The sequence below is a fragment of the Nitrobacter winogradskyi genome (assembly GCF_006539545.1).
Taxonomy (GTDB): domain Bacteria; phylum Pseudomonadota; class Alphaproteobacteria; order Rhizobiales; family Xanthobacteraceae; genus Nitrobacter; species Nitrobacter winogradskyi_A.
This window is the reverse complement of sequence record NZ_BJNF01000080.1, coordinates 21,971-38,199: the sequence shown is the minus strand read 5'-3', so window position 1 is coordinate 38,199 and position 16,229 is coordinate 21,971. Positions and strand designations below refer to the sequence as shown.

The window sequence follows — 16,229 nt, the reverse complement described above, 5'->3', positions numbered from 1 at the left end:
CTCTCTACCTGACCTGACTGAGTTGCGCGTATTCATTCCGCAGAACCGGTATCCCCCTTTGCGGAATGCGCGCCACTGGACAGATGAATTCCGCGCAGCCCCCTCAAACGGCCGGGCGCGCCGCCGATGGAGATTGCAATGAACATCATTCAGCAGCTCGAAAAAGAGCAGTTCGACAAGCTGTCGGCGACCAAGACCATTCCCGAGTTCGGCCCCGGCGACACCGTAATCGTCAACGTCAAGGTGGTGGAAGGCGAGCGAACCCGCGTGCAGGCCTATGAAGGCGTCTGCATCGGCCGCTCCGGCGGCGGGCTCAACGAGAGCTTCACGGTCCGCAAGATTTCCTACGGCGAGGGCGTCGAGCGCGTGTTTCCGGTGATGTCGCCGATGATCGACTCGATCAAGGTGGTGCGTCGCGGCAAGGTGCGCCGCGCCAAGCTGTACTATCTGCGCAAACTGCGCGGCAAGTCAGCCCGTATTGTCGAGAAGAAGACGGACCGCGCGGCCGCAACGAGCTGAGCGCAAGCCGCCTCGGTTTCCGAAGTTTCCAGAAAGCGCGGCGCTGGCCGCGCTTTTTTGTTGCGGCGCGCAAGACTGAGCATGGTCCGATCGAACTGAATTGGACCATGCTCTATAAATTGTTGTCTGGTCGCATTTCTTGCGGCGAACTTGTCTCCACTCCGCCGGAAAATGCCCTATCTATCCGGAACCCCACCGCTCGTTCGATTGTCGCGGCGGATGCGGCCATGGTATAAAGACGCAATGATTACGGATCGGATCAGCAGCGACATCGGCCGGTTCACGGCCCGCATCGTGATCGACGATCGCAGCCGTTTGCCGGGGCGCTTCTTTGGGCGGTTCGCGACTTCGGCGACCTGACGCGCCGTCCTCTCCTCAGCGACCGTCCCGCGCGGCTTGCGCGACCCGATTCAAGAACTCCCGATAGGTTCACGTCCATGTCCCAACCGACAACCCTTTACGACAAGATCTGGAACGATCATCTGGTGCACGAGGCCGAGGACGGCACCTGCCTGATCTATATCGACCGTCACCTCGTCCATGAGGTGACGTCACCCCAGGCATTCGAGGGCCTGCGCGTCGCCGGACGCAAGGTTCATGCGCCTGAGAAAACGCTCGCGGTGGTCGATCATAACGTGCCGACCACGGATCGCTCAAAGCCCAATCCCGATCCGGAGAGCGCCGAGCAGATCGCCGCGCTGGCGCAGAACGCGCGGGATTTCGGCATCGAATACTACAACGAGTTCGACAAGCGGCAGGGCATCGTTCACGTCATCGGCCCCGAGCAGGGCTTTACGCTACCCGGCACCACCATCGTCTGCGGTGACAGTCACACCTCGACCCATGGCGCGTTCGGCGCGCTGGCGCACGGCATCGGCACGTCCGAGGTCGAGCACGTGCTGGCGACCCAGACGCTGATCCAGAAGAAAGCGAAGAACATGCGCGCGGTGGTCGACGGCAAGCTGCCGGACGGCGTCACCGCCAAGGACATCATCCTCGCGATCATCGGCGAGATCGGCACCGCAGGAGGCACGGGCTACGTGCTGGAATACGCCGGCGAAGCGATCCGCGCGCTGTCGATGGAAGGCCGCATGACGGTCTGCAACATGTCGATCGAGGGCGGCGCGCGCGCAGGTCTCATCGCGCCGGACCAGACAGCGTACGAGTTTCTGAAAGGCCGTCCGAAGGCGCCGAAGGGCGCCGACTGGGATGCAGCCCTGCGTTACTGGGAGACCCTGCGCAGCGATGACGGCGCGCACTTCGATCACGAGATCCGGCTCGACGCCGCCAGGCTGCCGCCGATCGTGACCTGGGGCACCAGTCCTGAAGACGTGATCGCGGTGACCGGCAAGGTGCCGGATCCCGCCGCCATCGAGGACGAGGCCAAGCGGCTGTCGAAAGAGCGCGCGCTGCACTACATGGGCTTGATCCCCGGCACGAAGATCACCGACATCAGGCTTGACCGCGTCTTCATCGGCTCCTGCACCAACGGCCGCATCGAAGACCTGCGCGCCGCGGCAAGGATCGCCGAGGGCCGGACGGTCAGCGGCAATGTCAGTGCGATGGTCGTACCAGGCTCAGGGCTGGTGAAGGAACAGGCGGAGGCGGAAGGCCTCGACAGGATCTTCACCAAGGCCGGCTTCGAATGGCGCGAACCCGGCTGCTCGATGTGCCTTGCGATGAATCCCGACAAGTTGAAGCCGGATGAGCGTTGCGCTTCGACCTCGAACCGCAATTTCGAGGGCCGGCAAGGTTTCAAGGGTCGCACGCATCTGGTGTCACCTTCGATGGCGGCGGCGGCCGCGATCGCCGGACATTTCGTCGATATACGCGAATGGCATTGAGCCATCTTTCGCTTGAAAGCATTTTCAAGCGAAGCATGATGGCCTTGCACTCGACACCGCAATGAAGCACAACACAGCCATGTGATCGTGGCCGCATCGCTTTGTATCGAACGACGTTGTCGCAGTGCTCGGACGAACTTAAGGCCGGTTACCTGCCGCGCACATTCGTCTGACAATACGAGCGTCTGACAAAACGAGGCCTCCGATCAGCTTCCGCTCGATCACTGATCGAAAAGTTATCAACGAGGATGCGACGACGAATCAGGCCCGCCTCGACTGGCGGGTTGCGTTCGCCGGACAATTCCGTCAGCCGTAACGACGTAATGAAAACAGCCAAGACCAAAGCCTCCGCTCCCAAGGCGGAAAAAACGTCGCGCCCGACCGCCAATGCGAAGGCACCGGCAAAGACGTCCTCCAGGACGCCTGCCAAGACGACTGCAAAACCGGCATCCGGGAAAGGCAAAGTCACGAACCCGGTGGAGGTCGTGACAAGCAGCGGCACACCCACGCAGCAAACGGCCGACAAGCCGACCGTGACCACGCCGCGCGATGCGCTTACCTTGCCACTGAAAACGGATTCCACGATCTCCGCGCCGAGGCCGCCCATGGCTGCGCCGCCGACGCCTGCGGCTACGACGATCAAGCCGGTATCCAGTCCCGCGACGCGCGCCGACGTGCCGCCTGAAGCCGGCTTTACGCTGCGGGTCGACGGGCATTTCAAGAACCAGTTCGAGACGCTGGCCCTGGCGAAGCAGGCCGCAACTGACCTGAAGTCGCGTTTTCCGATCCTGCGTATCGAGATCTACGATGCGGCGAACAAAGCGCGGCTGCCGATCTGACCGGCATTGGCGCCGATGACGACAGGCCGTTGCGCGTCGAATTTTTCAGCCTTTCTTTCCAGCCTGCACCGGCGTATCTGCTCGCGATCGGGTGAGATTCAACGGCCGAGTTCGTCTCACCAGGACGGATCGAGGCCATAGCCAAAGCCGAACGGAAAGAACGGAGTCACTTTTCCCGGCGCATAGTAGGATGGCCGTCCATAGTAAGGCTGATAAGGACCACGTACGTAAACACGCGCGCGCTGATGGCGATATCCGCGGCCTGCGCGATGAGGATGAGCACGGCGCGCCGCGCCGACCTCGATCAGCATCCCCGGCTGAGCAGCGACAGTAACGGCGCGAGGGACGGCCTTCGCGCTTTCAACGAACGCCACGCCACAAAAGGCGATGATTGCCGCGGCCAGACTGACGCCCAGATATCTTTTCATGGCGATTGCTCCGTGGATCGACGTGCACTGTCATTATGACACGTTTCTCGAAAGATCCGCCACGCTTCAGGGAAGGCAGGCCCGCATAGCGGGCCCGCTCGACATGACGGGAACCGGCTTCGCCGAACTCCCGGCCTGGAGCGTTTTCGAGCGAAGTGGACACCAGTTCGCGTGAAGAAAACGCGACAAAACAAAATCATGGAGCCCGCTTCTGATTCTATCGGAAGCGGGCTCCAGATCATCAACGCCAGTGGCGATGATGGTGGTGATGGCGGTGATGATGACGATGGTTCCGCCAATGGTTGCGATGATGGTGATGGTGTCCCCAGTGGCGGCGGTGATGATGGTGGTGCCAGTGACGATTGTGGTGGTGTCCCCACTGCACGTTGGTCGTCAGCTTACCTGCGTCGTTCTGCCCGGCGACGATGCCCGGGCTGATCGGAGTCGCCGCCTGCGCCTGCTGCGCGGGGGCCGCGACAATCAGAAGCGCGCCAAGAGCGGCGAATCCAAGAATTTTCTTCAAGAGCATGTAGACCTCCTTGAGTGGGTAACCGCGACGGCAGCAGAAGATTCGTCGCCGCGACGCGAGCGAGACGCGAGTGACAAAGCTATGAGCCAACAAGTGAACGCGACGTGAATGTGCCTGCGGCAAGATGCATCTAATGCGCGGATAGCGTGACCGGATTCCCGGCCACGAACAAACCGCGCGTTATTCGAACAGTCAGCCGCGGCGCCAGTAGCAGTTCATTCGCGGGACGATCACCGTCCCGCTCGGCCGGAATTCCTGCACATAGTGCGCGGTGCAATCGCGCACAGCATCCGATCCCGGATGATAGCTCGGATAAACTCCGCGCTCATCCTCGCGATAAATCCGCACGCGCGGACGCCGCTTGTGGGTTTGCGCCGACATGCCCGGCGACACGGCGCGATCCATGCTCCGAGCGGCGGTTTGCGCTTGCGCCCGTCCGCCATACATCAGCAGCAGCGTCCCCGGCGCCAGCAGCAATAGCAACGCCCCAGCCCCCGTCACGAGTCTCCCCGCCGCTGTCATCCTGACATTCATGGCTGCGCCCCGATCACCCCGCTCCCCGCGAACGGTCTCTGATTGCCGCGTCCGCGTCAACCGCAAGACCGCCCGGATCGCAAAAAACCATGCCGTAACGGTGAAACAGGGGTTAAACAGAGCTTCATGTGGACCTCCGCCAAAGCCCCCTCGCTGAACGAGATGGAGACCATGGCGCGCGAGGCGTTCGCTCGCCTGCCGGAGAATTTCCGGCGCCTGTGCGACGGCCTCATCATCCGCATCGAGGATTTCCCGACCGACGAGGTGCTGAAAGAAATGCAGGCCGACAGCGAATTCGACCTGCTGGGGCTGTTCCAGGGCACCGGTCTGCCGTTCCAGAGCCACGATGACGTTGCCAGGCTGCCCAATATGATCTGGCTCTATCGCCGTCCCATCATCGACTACTGGGCCGAGCACGATGAAACGCTCGACCATGTCGTCACCCATGTCCTGATCCATGAAATCGGTCACCACTTCGGGCTGTCCGATGACGACATGGAGGCGATCGAGGCGCAAGCGTTGGAATAACTCGGCATGTCCGGCTATTGGATCAACGCCGGGAACGGGATAGAGTGGCCCCTTACAAGGATCCCCGCCATGGATAAATTCACAACGCTGGAAGGCGTCGCCGCGCCGCTGAAGATCATCAATGTCGATACCGACATGATCATTCCGAAGCAGTACCTGAAGACCATCAAGCGCACCGGCCTTGGCAAGGGACTTTTCTCGGAGCAGCGTTACAGGGAGGACGGCTCGGAGAATCCGGATTTCGTTCTCAACAAGCCCGCCTATCGCAACGCCAAAATCCTTGTCGCCGGCGACAATTTCGGTTGCGGTTCGTCACGCGAGCACGCGCCATGGGCGCTGCTCGACTTCGGCATCCGCTGCGTGATCTCCACCTCGTTCGGCGATATTTTTTACAACAACTGCTTCAAGAACGGCATCCTGCCGATCCGGGTGACGCAAGCCGACCTCGACAAGCTGTTCGATGACGCCGAACGAGGCGCCAACGCAACGCTGACCATCGACCTGGCCAATCAGGAAATCCGCGGCCCCGACGGCGGCACGGTGAAATTCGAGATCGACGCGTTTCGCAAGCATTGCCTGTTGAACGGTCTCGACGACATCGGGCTGACGATGGAAAAGAAGGCGGCGATCGACAGCTACGAGGACAAGGCGAAGCGCGAGCGCGCCTGGGCCTGACCGCTTCCGCCGGCATGGCTCCAGCGGTTTCGTTTTCGAGCGAAGTGGATGACCTGTTCGCGTGAAGAAAAAGCGTCAAATCAAGATTATAGAGCCTCGCTTCTGATTCCATCAGAAGCGAAAAGGCTCTAGCTCAGGCGGCCTTCGGCTTCGCTCTGATCAACTTGCGGTTGATCAGGCACTCGGCGATCTGGATCGCGTTGAGCGCCGCACCCTTGCGCAGGTTGTCGGACACGACCCACATCGACAGACCGTTCTCCACCGTCGCATCCTCGCGGATGCGGCTGATGTAGGTCGCGTCTTCGCCGGCCGATTCATAGGGCGTGACGTAGCCGCCCGGCTCGTGCTTGTCGATGACGAGACACCCCGGCGCATTACGCAGGATGCCGCGCGCCTCATCCGCCGTGATCGGTTTCTCGAACTCGATGCTGACAGCTTCCGAATGGCCGATGAACACCGGCACCCGCACGCAGGTCGCGGTCAGCTTGATCTTGGGATCAAGAATCTTCTTGGTCTCCGCCATCATCTTCCATTCTTCCTTGGTGTAGCCGTCCTCCATGAACACGTCGATCTCGGGGATGACGTTGAAGGCGATACGCTTCGGAAACTTTTTGTTAACCAGTTCGCTCGCGGTGTAGACCGCCTTGGTCTGCGCGAACAACTCGTCCATGGCGTCCTTGCCGGCGCCCGACACCGATTGATAGGTCGCAACCACGACCCGCTGGATGACGGCCTTGTCGTGCAGGGGCTTCAGCGCCACGACAAGCTGCGCCGTCGAGCAGTTCGGATTGGCGATGATGTTCTTTTTCGTGAAGCCCGCGACCGCGTCCGCGTTGACCTCGGGCACGATCAACGGCACCTCGGGGTCCATCCGCCAGGTTGACGAGTTGTCGATCACAACCGCACCGGCCGCGCCGATCTTCGGCGACCATTCCTTTGATACCGCGCCGCCGGCCGACATCAGGCAAATGTCGGTATCGCTGAAATCGTGATTTTCCAGCGCTTTGACTTTCAGGGTTTTGTCGCCGTAGGAGACTTCGGTGCCGACGCTGCGGCGCGAAGCCAGCGCCACCACCTCATCCGCCGGAAATTTCCGCTCGTCCAGTATGTTGAGCATTTCACGCCCGACATTGCCGGTCGCTCCGACCAGCGCGACTTTGTAACCCATCGCTCAACTCTCCGAAGAAAACGTCTCCGTCCCGCTCACGCGCGAGAAAGGAAAGACGCTGCGCTTCTAAGCGAGAAACGCCATCAAGACAACGCCGGACCCTGTTCCGGCGTGGCCCGTTCCACCACCAGCCTGACAAGATCCTTCCGGCTTGCACGAATTCGCCGCCCGGACGCGGGTTCTCTCCGGGCGCATGGTCCTGGTGTCTCCTTGCCATACCGGGATGCCTTGAAGAGAATGGACGAGAGCATGACCATACGCCGTGACGGTCCTCGATAGCTTCTTGAAAACAGCAGCTTAAGCGACATCCTGGGGTAGCGGCCCGCCTCGCACCCCCGGTTCTCAAAGTCCACGGACCGGGGACCGCGCCAAGGCCCGAGGCAACATTTCGTCGTCACCTGCATTATTCTCGCAAGGTGTGGCCCGATTTGGCTTGTGGCGCGAACCAACTGGGCGGTAAAATGGCGATCACTCGGATTTGTGAGGACGCGATGACCTTGAAAATTTCCACCGCGACCGGCGCCCCTAGAATCATCGCGCTGTCGCTTGCGGCGGCCTTCATCGCGGTTGGCTTCGGCGCCTCGGACGCGAGCGCCAAGCAGCGCAGGTATCTTGACCGCGACAGTGCCTATGGCCCAAGCGGACCCAACGTGTCCTACCAGTCCGGCCCGCGCACCCGCGTCTACATCTCGAAGCGCTCGTGGCTTGATGCAGGCACCGAAGTGTTGCCAGGTGAGCGTAAGTACACCGACTATGCCTTTCCGCCTTCCGTCGGCTATCCCTCGTTCGCCCGCGAGAACCTGAACCGGCCGATCGACCGGCAGCCGCTCAGCTCGCCAGCCGATCTCGGCGGCAGATATCCGACCGGATTCCCGCTCTACTGATCAGCCCATTCTCTGATCAGCTCTTTTTACCGATCAGCCCCCTCGCGAGCATCGACCGGGTAAACCCGTCCGATCACGACATCTGCTGAAAATCCCGCCGCGAGCATCACTCCGGCGTTGCGTTCAGGCGTGCAGCGCCTCAAGCTCCTTCACGATCGCCTCGCCCATCTGCGATGTGCTGACCACGGTGGCGCCCTCGGACTTCAAATCAGCCGTACGCAGGCCCTTCCCCAGCACGGCAGCGATCGCGGCGTCGAGCTTGTCCGCCAGATCGCCCCTGTCGAAGGAATAACGCAGCGCCATCCCGAACGAGGCCAGCATCGCAATCGGGTTGGCGAGGCCCTGACCCGCGATATCGGGCGCGGAGCCATGCACCGGCTCATAAAGCGCCCGGCGCTTTTCGGTTTTCGGGTCGATGTCGCCGAGCGAGGCGGACGGCAGCATGCCGAGCGAGCCGGTGAGCATCGCCGCGATGTCGCTCAGCATGTCGCCGAACAGGTTGTCGGTGACGATCACATCGAATTGCTTCGGCCAGCGCACAAGCTGCATGCCGCCGGAATCCGCAAGCTGATGCTGCAACGCGACGTCGTTGTACTCGCGCTGATGCACCTGCGTCACGACCTCATGCCATAACACGCCGGTCTTCATGACGTTGCGCTTTTCCATCGAGGTCAGCTTGTTGCGGCGCTTGCGCGCGAGATCGAAGGCAACGCGCGCGATGCGTTCGATCTCATAGGTATCGTAGACCTGCGTATCGACGGCGCGCTTCTGGCCGTTGCCGAGATCGGTAACGGTCTTCGGCTCTCCGAAATAGACGCCGCCGGTCAATTCGCGCACGATCATGATGTCGAGGCCCTCGACCACCTCGGGCTTCAGGCTGGAGGATTCCGCGAGCGCCGGATAGCAGATCGCCGGACGCAGGTTGGCGTAGAGCGCGAGATCCTTACGTAGTCGCAACAGGCCCGCTTCCGGCCGCACCTCATAAGGCACTGAATCCCACTTCGGACCGCCGACCGCGCCGAACAACACCGCGTCGGCGGCGAGCGCCTTCGCCATGGTGGCGTCGGTGATGCTGACCTTGTCGGCATCATAGGATGCACCACCCACCAATCCTTCTTCGGTCTCGAATTTGGCGATGCCCTGCGCATCCAGCCAGCCGACCAGCCGCTTCACCTCCGCCATCACCTCGGGACCGATGCCGTCACCGGGCAGGAGAAGTAGCTTGTAGGTCGCCATGATAAAATCCTCGGACAGTCATCATGACCGGGAAAGCGGGCATGTGTTACCCGCCCGACGCCCGGACCGTCCGCCCGCAAACGATGAAGGCAGTATGCCCGGCTTAAGGCCGATCATGACATTGCATGTTGCGCCGATTGCTAGGCCGGTGTGGCGCTGTTGGCAAGACTGCCATTGCGGCAGACTGTTTTACAGTTAGGCATCGTCACCACGCGCACACAACTTCGATGTGGCGCGGCGAGCGGCGCCGCCGCGGCCGAACGCTGACGGCCGAGCACGCCGTTGCGGTCCCTGACGGGTCTACTCGATAACGCCGCAGGCGATGCGGCCCCCAGCCTCACCGGTCGGATCAGTCTTGTAGTCGTCGGCAGCGGCGTGAATGACGATGGCCGCGCCATCCGGCTTCAACACCGAATTCGGCTTGTCCTTGTCCAGCGTGATGGCGGTACTGACAACATCGAGCTTCAATTCGCCGGAAGCAGGCACGACGATGTTCGGCAGATCTCCCGCGTGAGAGCCATCGGCCGCCATCATGCCGTGCTTCTTGTTGTCCGGATTGAAATGGCCTCCTGCCGATTTGAAAGGCGGTTCGCACTTTCCGGCCGCATGAATGTGGAAGGCGTGTTCGCCGGGAGGAAGATCTTTCAGAGCGGCCTTGAGCAGAACGCCGTCCTTGACCTGAATCAGCTCAACCTTCCCGACCTCCGCGCCTTCGGCATTTTTCAGCAGGGCCTTGGCCGAATTGGCGGAGACCGCGGTCACGCTAAGGGCAAGGAGAGCCGTCGTCGCGAACAGGACACGAGCGATCATGGTAAACCTCCGCTGCGGAATCATGACTTGGAATAATGGCTTGGAAAAACGACGTTGTTGCCGCCTTATAGCAGCAGCTCCTCCCAGCGGCCAGTCACATCATCGGCCACTGAAGGAATTGTCATTCCATCTTCATCGAACAGCCGTTCCTTTGCGCGGTTGCGCGAAACCTGATTCACAAAACGCGAGCCGGGCTCCCCGCGCGGCTGGCCGCATCGCTGCATTGCCTTGCAAGGGACAACCTTGTTATCCAGCCCCTGCGCGCTTGTTATCCAGCCCCTGCGCGGCCGCCCGCGATCACACGCCGCAGGTCCATGATCGCCAACGGAAACCGTCATGAACGCCAACCTGTTCTCGCGCCTGTTCGACGATCTCGACGATGCAAGCCTGCTCGCGATCGAAACGCAGGACGGGCGGCGCATCACCTATGGCGACCTGATCGCATTCTCAGGACGGCTGGCCAACGTCCTGGTGGCGCGCGGCGTCAGGCCCGGCGATCGCGTGGCGGTCCAGGCCGAGAAGTCGGTGCCCAATCTCGCGCTCTATCTCGCGACCGCGCGCGCCGGCGCGGTCTATCTGCCGCTCAACGACGCCTATACGCTCAACGAACTCGACTACTTCATCACCGACGCCGAGCCGTCGCTGGTAGTCTGCGACCCGTCGAAGTCGGAGGGCATCCAGGCGATCGCATCGAAAGTGAACGCTACGATCGAGACCTTGGACGCAAAGGGAAAGGGATCGCTGACCGGAGCCGCCACGACAGCAAAGCCTGATTTCATCACGGTTGCGCGCGCGGGCGACGACCTTGCCGCGATCCTCTACACGTCAGGCACGACCGGGCGATCCAAGGGCGCGATGCTGACTCACGACAATCTGACATCGAACGCCATGAGCCTCGTCGATGCCTGGCGTTTCACCCAAAAGGATGTGCTGATCCACGCGCTGCCGATCTATCACACTCACGGATTGTTCGTGGCAAGCAATGTCACGCTGCTTGCACGCGCCTCGATGATCTTCCTTCCGCGGTTTGATCCGGAAGTTGTCATCAGCATGATGGCGCGCGCCTCCGTGCTGATGGGCGTGCCAACCTTTTACACGCGCCTGCTGCAACATCCGGCGCTGACGAAAGAATCGACCGGACCCATGCGGCTGTTCATCTCCGGCTCCGCTCCGCTGCTCGCCGACACTCACCGCGAGTGGTCGACGCGTACAGGTCATGCCGTGCTCGAACGCTACGGCATGACGGAGACCGGCATGAACACGTCAAACCCCTATGACGGCGATCGCGTTCCCGGCGCGGTCGGCCCCGCGTTGCGGGGGGTCTCGGTCCGCGTTACCGATCGGGAAACCGGAAAGGAGCTGCCGCGCGAGAGCGTCGGCATGATCGAGGTCAGGGGCCCGAACGTGTTCAAGGGCTACTGGCGGATGCCCGAGAAGACCAGGACCGAATTTCGCGACGACGGCTTCTTCATAACGGGCGACATCGGCAGGATCGATCAGCGGGATTACGTGCACATTCTCGGCCGCGGCACGGACCTTGTGATAACAGGAGGCCTGAATGTCTATCCGAAGGAGATTGAAAGCGAAATCGATGCACTGGCGGGCGTGGTCGAGAGCGCCGTCATCGGCGTGCCTCACCCGGATTTCGGCGAGGGCGTGACGGCGGTCGTGGTCCGCAGCAAGGATGAAGACCTCACCGAAGAACAAATGCTGAAAACTCTGGATGGGCGGCTGGCGAGATTCAAAATACCGAAGCGCGTTATCTTTGTCGATGAACTGCCTCGCAACGCCATGGGCAAGGTGCAGAAGAATATCTTGCGCCAGACCTATGCCGGCCTCTACGGGTCGAAGGTCCGTGGCAGCTTCCCGCCGCATGATGTTAAGAAACGGTGAAGGCGGTGTTCCCCAGCGGCTATCCGTCAACAGCGATATTGAACGTTGCACAGGCTGGCTCAACTCCATAAGTATATGGACAGAATTGCTTGTCGCGGATCCCCAACAGGGCTTGCGTCGCGTGCCCGCAACCAGCGAAGCCATGATGACCGTCAGGATCGAACGACCGCTTTCGCCGCACCTGCAGATTTACCGCTGGACCCTGACGATGACGCTGTCCATCGTCCACCGCGCGACCGGCGTGGCGCTCTATTTCGGAACCCTGTTGCTGGTGTGGTGGCTGATGGCCGTGTCATCCGGGCCGGGCGCATATGCTGCGGTCCAGTCCTTCACGTCGAGCTGGGCCGGACGGCTGATCGCGTTCGGGTACACATGGGCGCTGATGCATCACATGCTCGGCGGCGTTCGCCACCTTGTCTGGGATCTCGGCTACGGATTCCAGCCGACCGAGCGTGAGTGGCTGACCAGGGCGACGCTGATCGGCGGTATTCTGCTCACGGTGCTGCTCTGGATCGCCGCCTATGCGATCGGAGGCGGAGGACGATGACCGCAACGCCGCCATCCGGCGCGAAGTCCATGCGGACCCCGCTGGGGCGGGTACGCAACCATGGCTCGGCCCATTCCGGCACGACGGATTTCTGGCGTCAGAGACTCACTTCGGTCGCCATGATCCTGCTCATCGTACCGATGGTCGTGGTGATGATGATCCTGCTCGGCCGCAACCAGGCGGGCGCGGCGCAGATTCTTGGCTCGCCGCCGATCGCCATCATCATGCTGCTGTTCGTGGTCGCCAGCATCTGGCATATGAAGATCGGGATGCAGGTGATCATCGAGGACTACGTGCACGACGGAAAGCTGAAACTGGCGTCGATCATGGCGAACAACTTTTTCTCCGTGACCCTGGCGCTCACCGCCGCTTATGCCATCTTCAAATTGTCATCCGGAGTTTAGTTCATGGCCGGAAACGGCAACGCGGCGGCGGCCGTCAACGGCAAGGCCTATCCCATCGAAGACCATACTTATGACGTCGTCGTCGTCGGCGCCGGCGGAGCCGGACTGCGGGCCGTCGTAGGTTGCGGCCAGGCCGGCCTGCGTACCGCCTGCATCACCAAGGTTTTTCCCACCCGCTCACACACCGTAGCGGCGCAGGGCGGCATTTCCGCCTCGCTCGGCAACATGCACAAGGATGACTGGCGCTGGCATATGTACGATACCGTCAAGGGATCGGACTGGCTCGGCGATCAGGATTGCATCGAATACATGGTGCGTAACGCACCGGAGGCGGTCTACGAACTCGAGCACTGGGGCGTTCCGTTCTCCCGCACTGAAGACGGCAGGATCTACCAGCGCCCGTTCGGCGGCATGACGATCGATTACGGCAAGAGCCAGGCCCAGCGCACCTGCGCCGCCGCCGACCGCACCGGTCACGCCATGCTGCACACGATGTACGGCCAGGCGCTGCGCCGCGCCGCCGAATTCTTCATCGAGTTCTTCGCCATCGACCTGATCATGGACGATCAGGGCGCTTGCCGCGGCGTGATCGCGCTGAAGCTCGACGACGGCACGCTGCACCGCTTCCGCGCCCAGACCACCATTCTCGCAACCGGCGGCTATGGGCGGGTTTATGCCTCCTGCACCTCGGCGCATATCTGCACCGGAGACGGCGGCGGCATGGCGTTGCGCGCCGGCCTGCCGTTACAGGACATGGAGTTCGTCCAGTTCCATCCGACCGGCATCTACGGTTCGGGCTGCCTCGTCACTGAAGGCGCGCGCGGTGAAGGCGGCTACCTGGTCAACGCCGAGGGCGAGCGCTTCATGGAGCGCTACGCGCCGTCCGCCAAGGACCTCGCCTCGCGCGACGTCGTCTCGCGGGCGATGACGATCGAAATCCGCGAAGGCCGCGGCGTCGGCAAGAAGAAAGACCACATCTTCCTGCACCTCGACCATCTCGACCCGAAAGTGCTGCACGAACGGCTGCCGGGCATTTCGGAAACGGTGAAGATCTTCGCCGGCGTCGACGTTACCCGCGAGCCGATCCCGATCCTGCCGACAGCGCACTACAACATGGGCGGCATCCCCACCAACTTCCACGGCGAGGTGGTCACCAGGAAGGACGGCAACGACAACGCGGTCGTGCCGGGCCTGATGGCGGTCGGCGAAGCCGCCTGTGTCTCCGTGCACGGCGCCAACCGCCTTGGCTCCAACTCGCTGATCGATCTCGTGGTGTTCGGTCGCGCCGCCGCCCGGCGCTGCGCCGAAAAGCTCACCGCCAATGCCGAGCAACCTGATCTTCCCGCGAACTCCAGCGACATGGCGCTCGGACGTCTCGACAAATTTCGTTACGCCGCCGGCGGCACGTCGACCGCCAGGCTGCGCGAAAACATGCAACGCGTGATGCAGGCCGACTGCGCCGTCTTCCGCACCCAGGATACCCTGGCTGAAGGCCAGAAACTGATTCACCAGGTCCACGAAGGAATTTCCGACATCGCCGTGTTCGATCGCTCGCTGGTATGGAACACGGACCTGATGGAAACGATGGAATATGACAATCTCATCTCCCAGGCGGTGGTGACGATGGATTGCGCCGCCAACCGCACAGAGAGCCGCGGCGCCCATGCGCGCGAGGACTATCCCCAACGCGACGATCAGAACTGGATGAAACACACGCTGGCGCGGCTCAGCGATCGCGGCGTCACCACGATCGACTATCGCCCGGTACACGATTACACGATGACAAACGACGTTCAGTCCATCCCGCCGAAGGCGCGGGTGTATTGATTCGAAGCAAGGGCGTTCATCGCTTCCGACGGCATCAGAAGCGAGGCGCCATGGTCTTGATTTAACGCGTTTTCTCCGCGCGAACCGGTATCCGTTTCGCGCGAAAACGCTATAGTAACGTCATGCGCGACCATGATCCGCGCATCCGTCGCGAGCAGGTGGATTGCCGGATGAGGCCTGCAATGACGGACAGACAGCAAGGACGCACCGATGGTTAAGTTCGCGCTTCCGAGAAAGTCAAAGGTGACCGAGGGCAAAAACTGGCCGAAGCCGGAAAGCGCGAGCGAGACCCGCGAATTCAAGGTCTATCGCTGGAATCCCGACGACGACGAGAATCCAAGGGTCGATACCTTCCATGTCGATCTCAACGAGTGCGGCCCGAGGGTGCTCGATGGCCTGATCTGGATCAAGGATCATATCGACCCGACGCTGACCTTCCGCCGCTCCTGCCGCGAGGGTGTATGCGGCTCCTGCGCCATGAACATCAACGGCCAGAATACGCTGGCCTGCACCAAGTCGCTGCACGACATTTCCGGCGACGCGGTGAAGGTCAATCCGCTGCCGCACCAGCCGGTCGTGAAGGACCTCGTTCCCGACCTGACAAATTTCTACGCGCAGTATGCCTCGATCGAGCCGTGGCTGAAGACCACGACGTCTACCCCGCAGAAGGAATGGCGGCAGAGCCGCGAGGATCGCGAAAAGCTCGACGGCCTCTACGAATGTATCCTGTGCGCCTGCTGCTCGACGGCATGCCCGAGCTACTGGTGGAACAGCGATCGCTTCCTCGGCCCCGCCGCCCTGCTGCAAGCGGCGCGCTGGGTCACCGACTCACGCGACGAGGCCGCCGGCGAGCGTCTTGACTATCTCGAGGATCCGTTCCGGCTCTATCGCTGCCACACCATCCTTAATTGCACCAAGGCTTGTCCGAAGAGTTTGAATCCGGCGGAAGCCATCGCCACGCTGAAGTTGAAGCTGGTCGAGCGTCAGGTCTGATTCCCGTTCGATGACGATTCGCAACCGACGCGACGTTCCTGCGCGCGCAGCCGCCTGCGCGGATGTCGGCAGCCGAAGGCGCGTCGTCATGGTCGCGAACAGCAACCTCGGGAACATCACAGCGCCGAAACTGTTATAGCGTTTCGAACGAAGCGGATGACCTGTTCGCGTGAGGAAAACGCGTTGGATCAGACTCGTCGCTTATCTTTTGTTTTGAGCATGATCTTTTCCGAAAACCGGTTTCCACTTTGCGGGATCATGCTTCCAGCGTTTCAGGTCCGGAGCAAATCGTCCGAGATTGCCGGATAAGACCTGTCATTTGAAAAGCCGAATGGAGAGGCCTGATGGGGGATGAACCGACAGAAGTGCCGCCCGCGGAACCTGGCCGTCCGAAGGAGCCGCCTCGCGAAGACCCGCCCGGAAGCCCCCAGCCTGGGCCAGACATTCCGCCGCCAAGACACGAACCGGATGCGCCCGTCCCTCCGCAGGAATTACCCGGCCAGATGCCCGATGAGCTGCCGCCGCAGAATCCTCCGACACCCCCCGCGCAACCTCCCGCTACCATGCAGGT

The 16,229-nt window shown here is 61.8% G+C and carries 19 protein-coding genes; 13 read left to right on the top strand and 6 right to left on the bottom strand.

Annotated features, from left to right (window positions below; genetic code table 11):
• Positions 1-138 precede the first annotated feature (138 nt).
• The gene (rplS, locus tag NWI01_RS14305; protein ID WP_079448048.1) at positions 139-519 is read left to right on the top strand and encodes a 50S ribosomal protein L19; all 381 of its coding nucleotides are present in this window, start codon (positions 139-141) and stop codon (positions 517-519) included.
• A gap of 437 nt (positions 520-956) precedes the next feature.
• Positions 957-2,363, top strand: a complete 1,407-nt coding sequence (gene leuC / locus NWI01_RS14300) for a 3-isopropylmalate dehydratase large subunit (RefSeq protein WP_141384602.1) — start codon at positions 957-959, stop codon at positions 2,361-2,363.
• Between the two features lie 148 nt (positions 2,364-2,511).
• Here the strand turns inward: leuC and NWI01_RS19725 are convergent, their stop codons facing one another.
• Positions 2,512-2,970, bottom strand: coding sequence for a hypothetical protein (locus NWI01_RS19725; protein WP_244613782.1), 459 nt, complete (start codon positions 2,968-2,970; stop codon positions 2,512-2,514).
• Between NWI01_RS19725 and NWI01_RS19720 the strand changes: the two genes are divergently transcribed.
• A complete protein-coding gene (locus NWI01_RS19720; protein ID WP_244613781.1) occupies positions 2,969-3,202 on the top strand; it encodes a hypothetical protein in 234 nt (77 codons plus the stop codon). The genes NWI01_RS19725 and NWI01_RS19720 overlap by 2 nt on opposite strands.
• Positions 3,203-3,318: 116 nt before the next feature.
• Here NWI01_RS19720 and NWI01_RS14290 read toward each other — a convergent pair whose 3' ends face one another.
• Positions 3,319-3,630: a hypothetical protein gene (locus tag NWI01_RS14290; protein WP_141384598.1), complete on the bottom strand. Its 312-nt coding sequence runs from the start codon at positions 3,628-3,630 to the stop codon at positions 3,319-3,321.
• Here NWI01_RS14290 and NWI01_RS18980 point away from each other — a divergent pair.
• Positions 3,629-3,805, top strand: coding sequence for a hypothetical protein (locus NWI01_RS18980; protein ID WP_181410494.1), 177 nt, complete (start codon positions 3,629-3,631; stop codon positions 3,803-3,805). The two genes, NWI01_RS14290 and NWI01_RS18980, sit on opposite strands and share 2 nt — an antisense overlap.
• Positions 3,806-3,880: 75 nt before the next feature.
• The gene (locus NWI01_RS20195; RefSeq protein ID WP_210242976.1) at positions 3,881-4,267 is read left to right on the top strand and encodes a hypothetical protein; all 387 of its coding nucleotides are present in this window, start codon (positions 3,881-3,883) and stop codon (positions 4,265-4,267) included.
• An 84-nt stretch (positions 4,268-4,351) separates the two neighbouring features.
• Here NWI01_RS20195 and NWI01_RS14280 read toward each other — a convergent pair whose 3' ends face one another.
• The gene (locus NWI01_RS14280; RefSeq protein WP_141384596.1) at positions 4,352-4,693 is read right to left on the bottom strand and encodes a hypothetical protein; all 342 of its coding nucleotides are present in this window, start codon (positions 4,691-4,693) and stop codon (positions 4,352-4,354) included.
• Positions 4,694-4,819: 126 nt separating this feature from the next.
• Between NWI01_RS14280 and NWI01_RS14275 the strand changes: the two genes are divergently transcribed.
• Both NWI01_RS14275 and leuD read left to right on the top strand, forming a co-directional pair.
• The gene (locus NWI01_RS14275) at positions 4,820-5,221 is read left to right on the top strand and encodes a metallopeptidase family protein (RefSeq protein ID WP_141384595.1); all 402 of its coding nucleotides are present in this window, start codon (positions 4,820-4,822) and stop codon (positions 5,219-5,221) included.
• Between the two features lie 69 nt (positions 5,222-5,290).
• Positions 5,291-5,896, top strand: a complete 606-nt coding sequence (gene leuD, locus NWI01_RS14270) for a 3-isopropylmalate dehydratase small subunit (RefSeq protein WP_141384594.1) — start codon at positions 5,291-5,293, stop codon at positions 5,894-5,896.
• A gap of 133 nt (positions 5,897-6,029) precedes the next feature.
• Here leuD and NWI01_RS14265 read toward each other — a convergent pair whose 3' ends face one another.
• Entirely contained in the window at positions 6,030-7,064 is a 1,035-nt protein-coding gene (locus NWI01_RS14265; protein ID WP_141384592.1) for an aspartate-semialdehyde dehydrogenase, read from the bottom strand.
• A 491-nt stretch (positions 7,065-7,555) separates the two neighbouring features.
• On the opposite strand from NWI01_RS14265, the gene NWI01_RS14260 reads away from it, so the two are divergent.
• Entirely contained in the window at positions 7,556-7,948 is a 393-nt protein-coding gene (locus tag NWI01_RS14260; RefSeq protein ID WP_141384590.1) for a hypothetical protein, read from the top strand.
• 123 nt (positions 7,949-8,071) lie between these two features.
• On the opposite strand, the gene leuB is transcribed toward NWI01_RS14260, so the two are convergent.
• A complete protein-coding gene (leuB, locus tag NWI01_RS14255; protein ID WP_141384587.1) occupies positions 8,072-9,184 on the bottom strand; it encodes a 3-isopropylmalate dehydrogenase in 1,113 nt (370 codons plus the stop codon).
• A gap of 300 nt (positions 9,185-9,484) precedes the next feature.
• Entirely contained in the window at positions 9,485-9,994 is a 510-nt protein-coding gene (locus NWI01_RS14250) for a superoxide dismutase family protein (protein WP_141384585.1), read from the bottom strand.
• Positions 9,995-10,330: 336 nt separating this feature from the next.
• Here NWI01_RS14250 and NWI01_RS14245 point away from each other — a divergent pair, with 336 nt between their 5' ends.
• From NWI01_RS14245 to NWI01_RS14225, 5 genes are all read left to right on the top strand, one after another.
• Positions 10,331-11,887, top strand: a complete 1,557-nt coding sequence (locus NWI01_RS14245) for a malonate--CoA ligase (protein ID WP_141384583.1) — start codon at positions 10,331-10,333, stop codon at positions 11,885-11,887.
• A 145-nt stretch (positions 11,888-12,032) separates the two neighbouring features.
• Complete coding sequence (sdhC, locus tag NWI01_RS14240) at positions 12,033-12,434, top strand: succinate dehydrogenase, cytochrome b556 subunit (protein ID WP_141384630.1); 402 nt, start codon at positions 12,033-12,035, stop codon at positions 12,432-12,434.
• A 29-nt stretch (positions 12,435-12,463) separates the two neighbouring features.
• Positions 12,464-12,838 carry a succinate dehydrogenase, hydrophobic membrane anchor protein gene (gene sdhD / locus NWI01_RS14235; RefSeq protein WP_181410497.1) on the top strand — a complete coding sequence of 125 codons (375 nt, stop codon included), beginning with the start codon at positions 12,464-12,466 and terminating at the stop codon, positions 12,836-12,838.
• Between the two features lie 3 nt (positions 12,839-12,841).
• The gene (sdhA, locus tag NWI01_RS14230) at positions 12,842-14,665 is read left to right on the top strand and encodes a succinate dehydrogenase flavoprotein subunit (protein WP_141384581.1); all 1,824 of its coding nucleotides are present in this window, start codon (positions 12,842-12,844) and stop codon (positions 14,663-14,665) included.
• 210 nt (positions 14,666-14,875) lie between these two features.
• A complete protein-coding gene (locus NWI01_RS14225) occupies positions 14,876-15,658 on the top strand; it encodes a succinate dehydrogenase iron-sulfur subunit (protein ID WP_141384579.1) in 783 nt (260 codons plus the stop codon).
• The last annotated feature ends 571 nt before the right edge of the window (positions 15,659-16,229 follow it).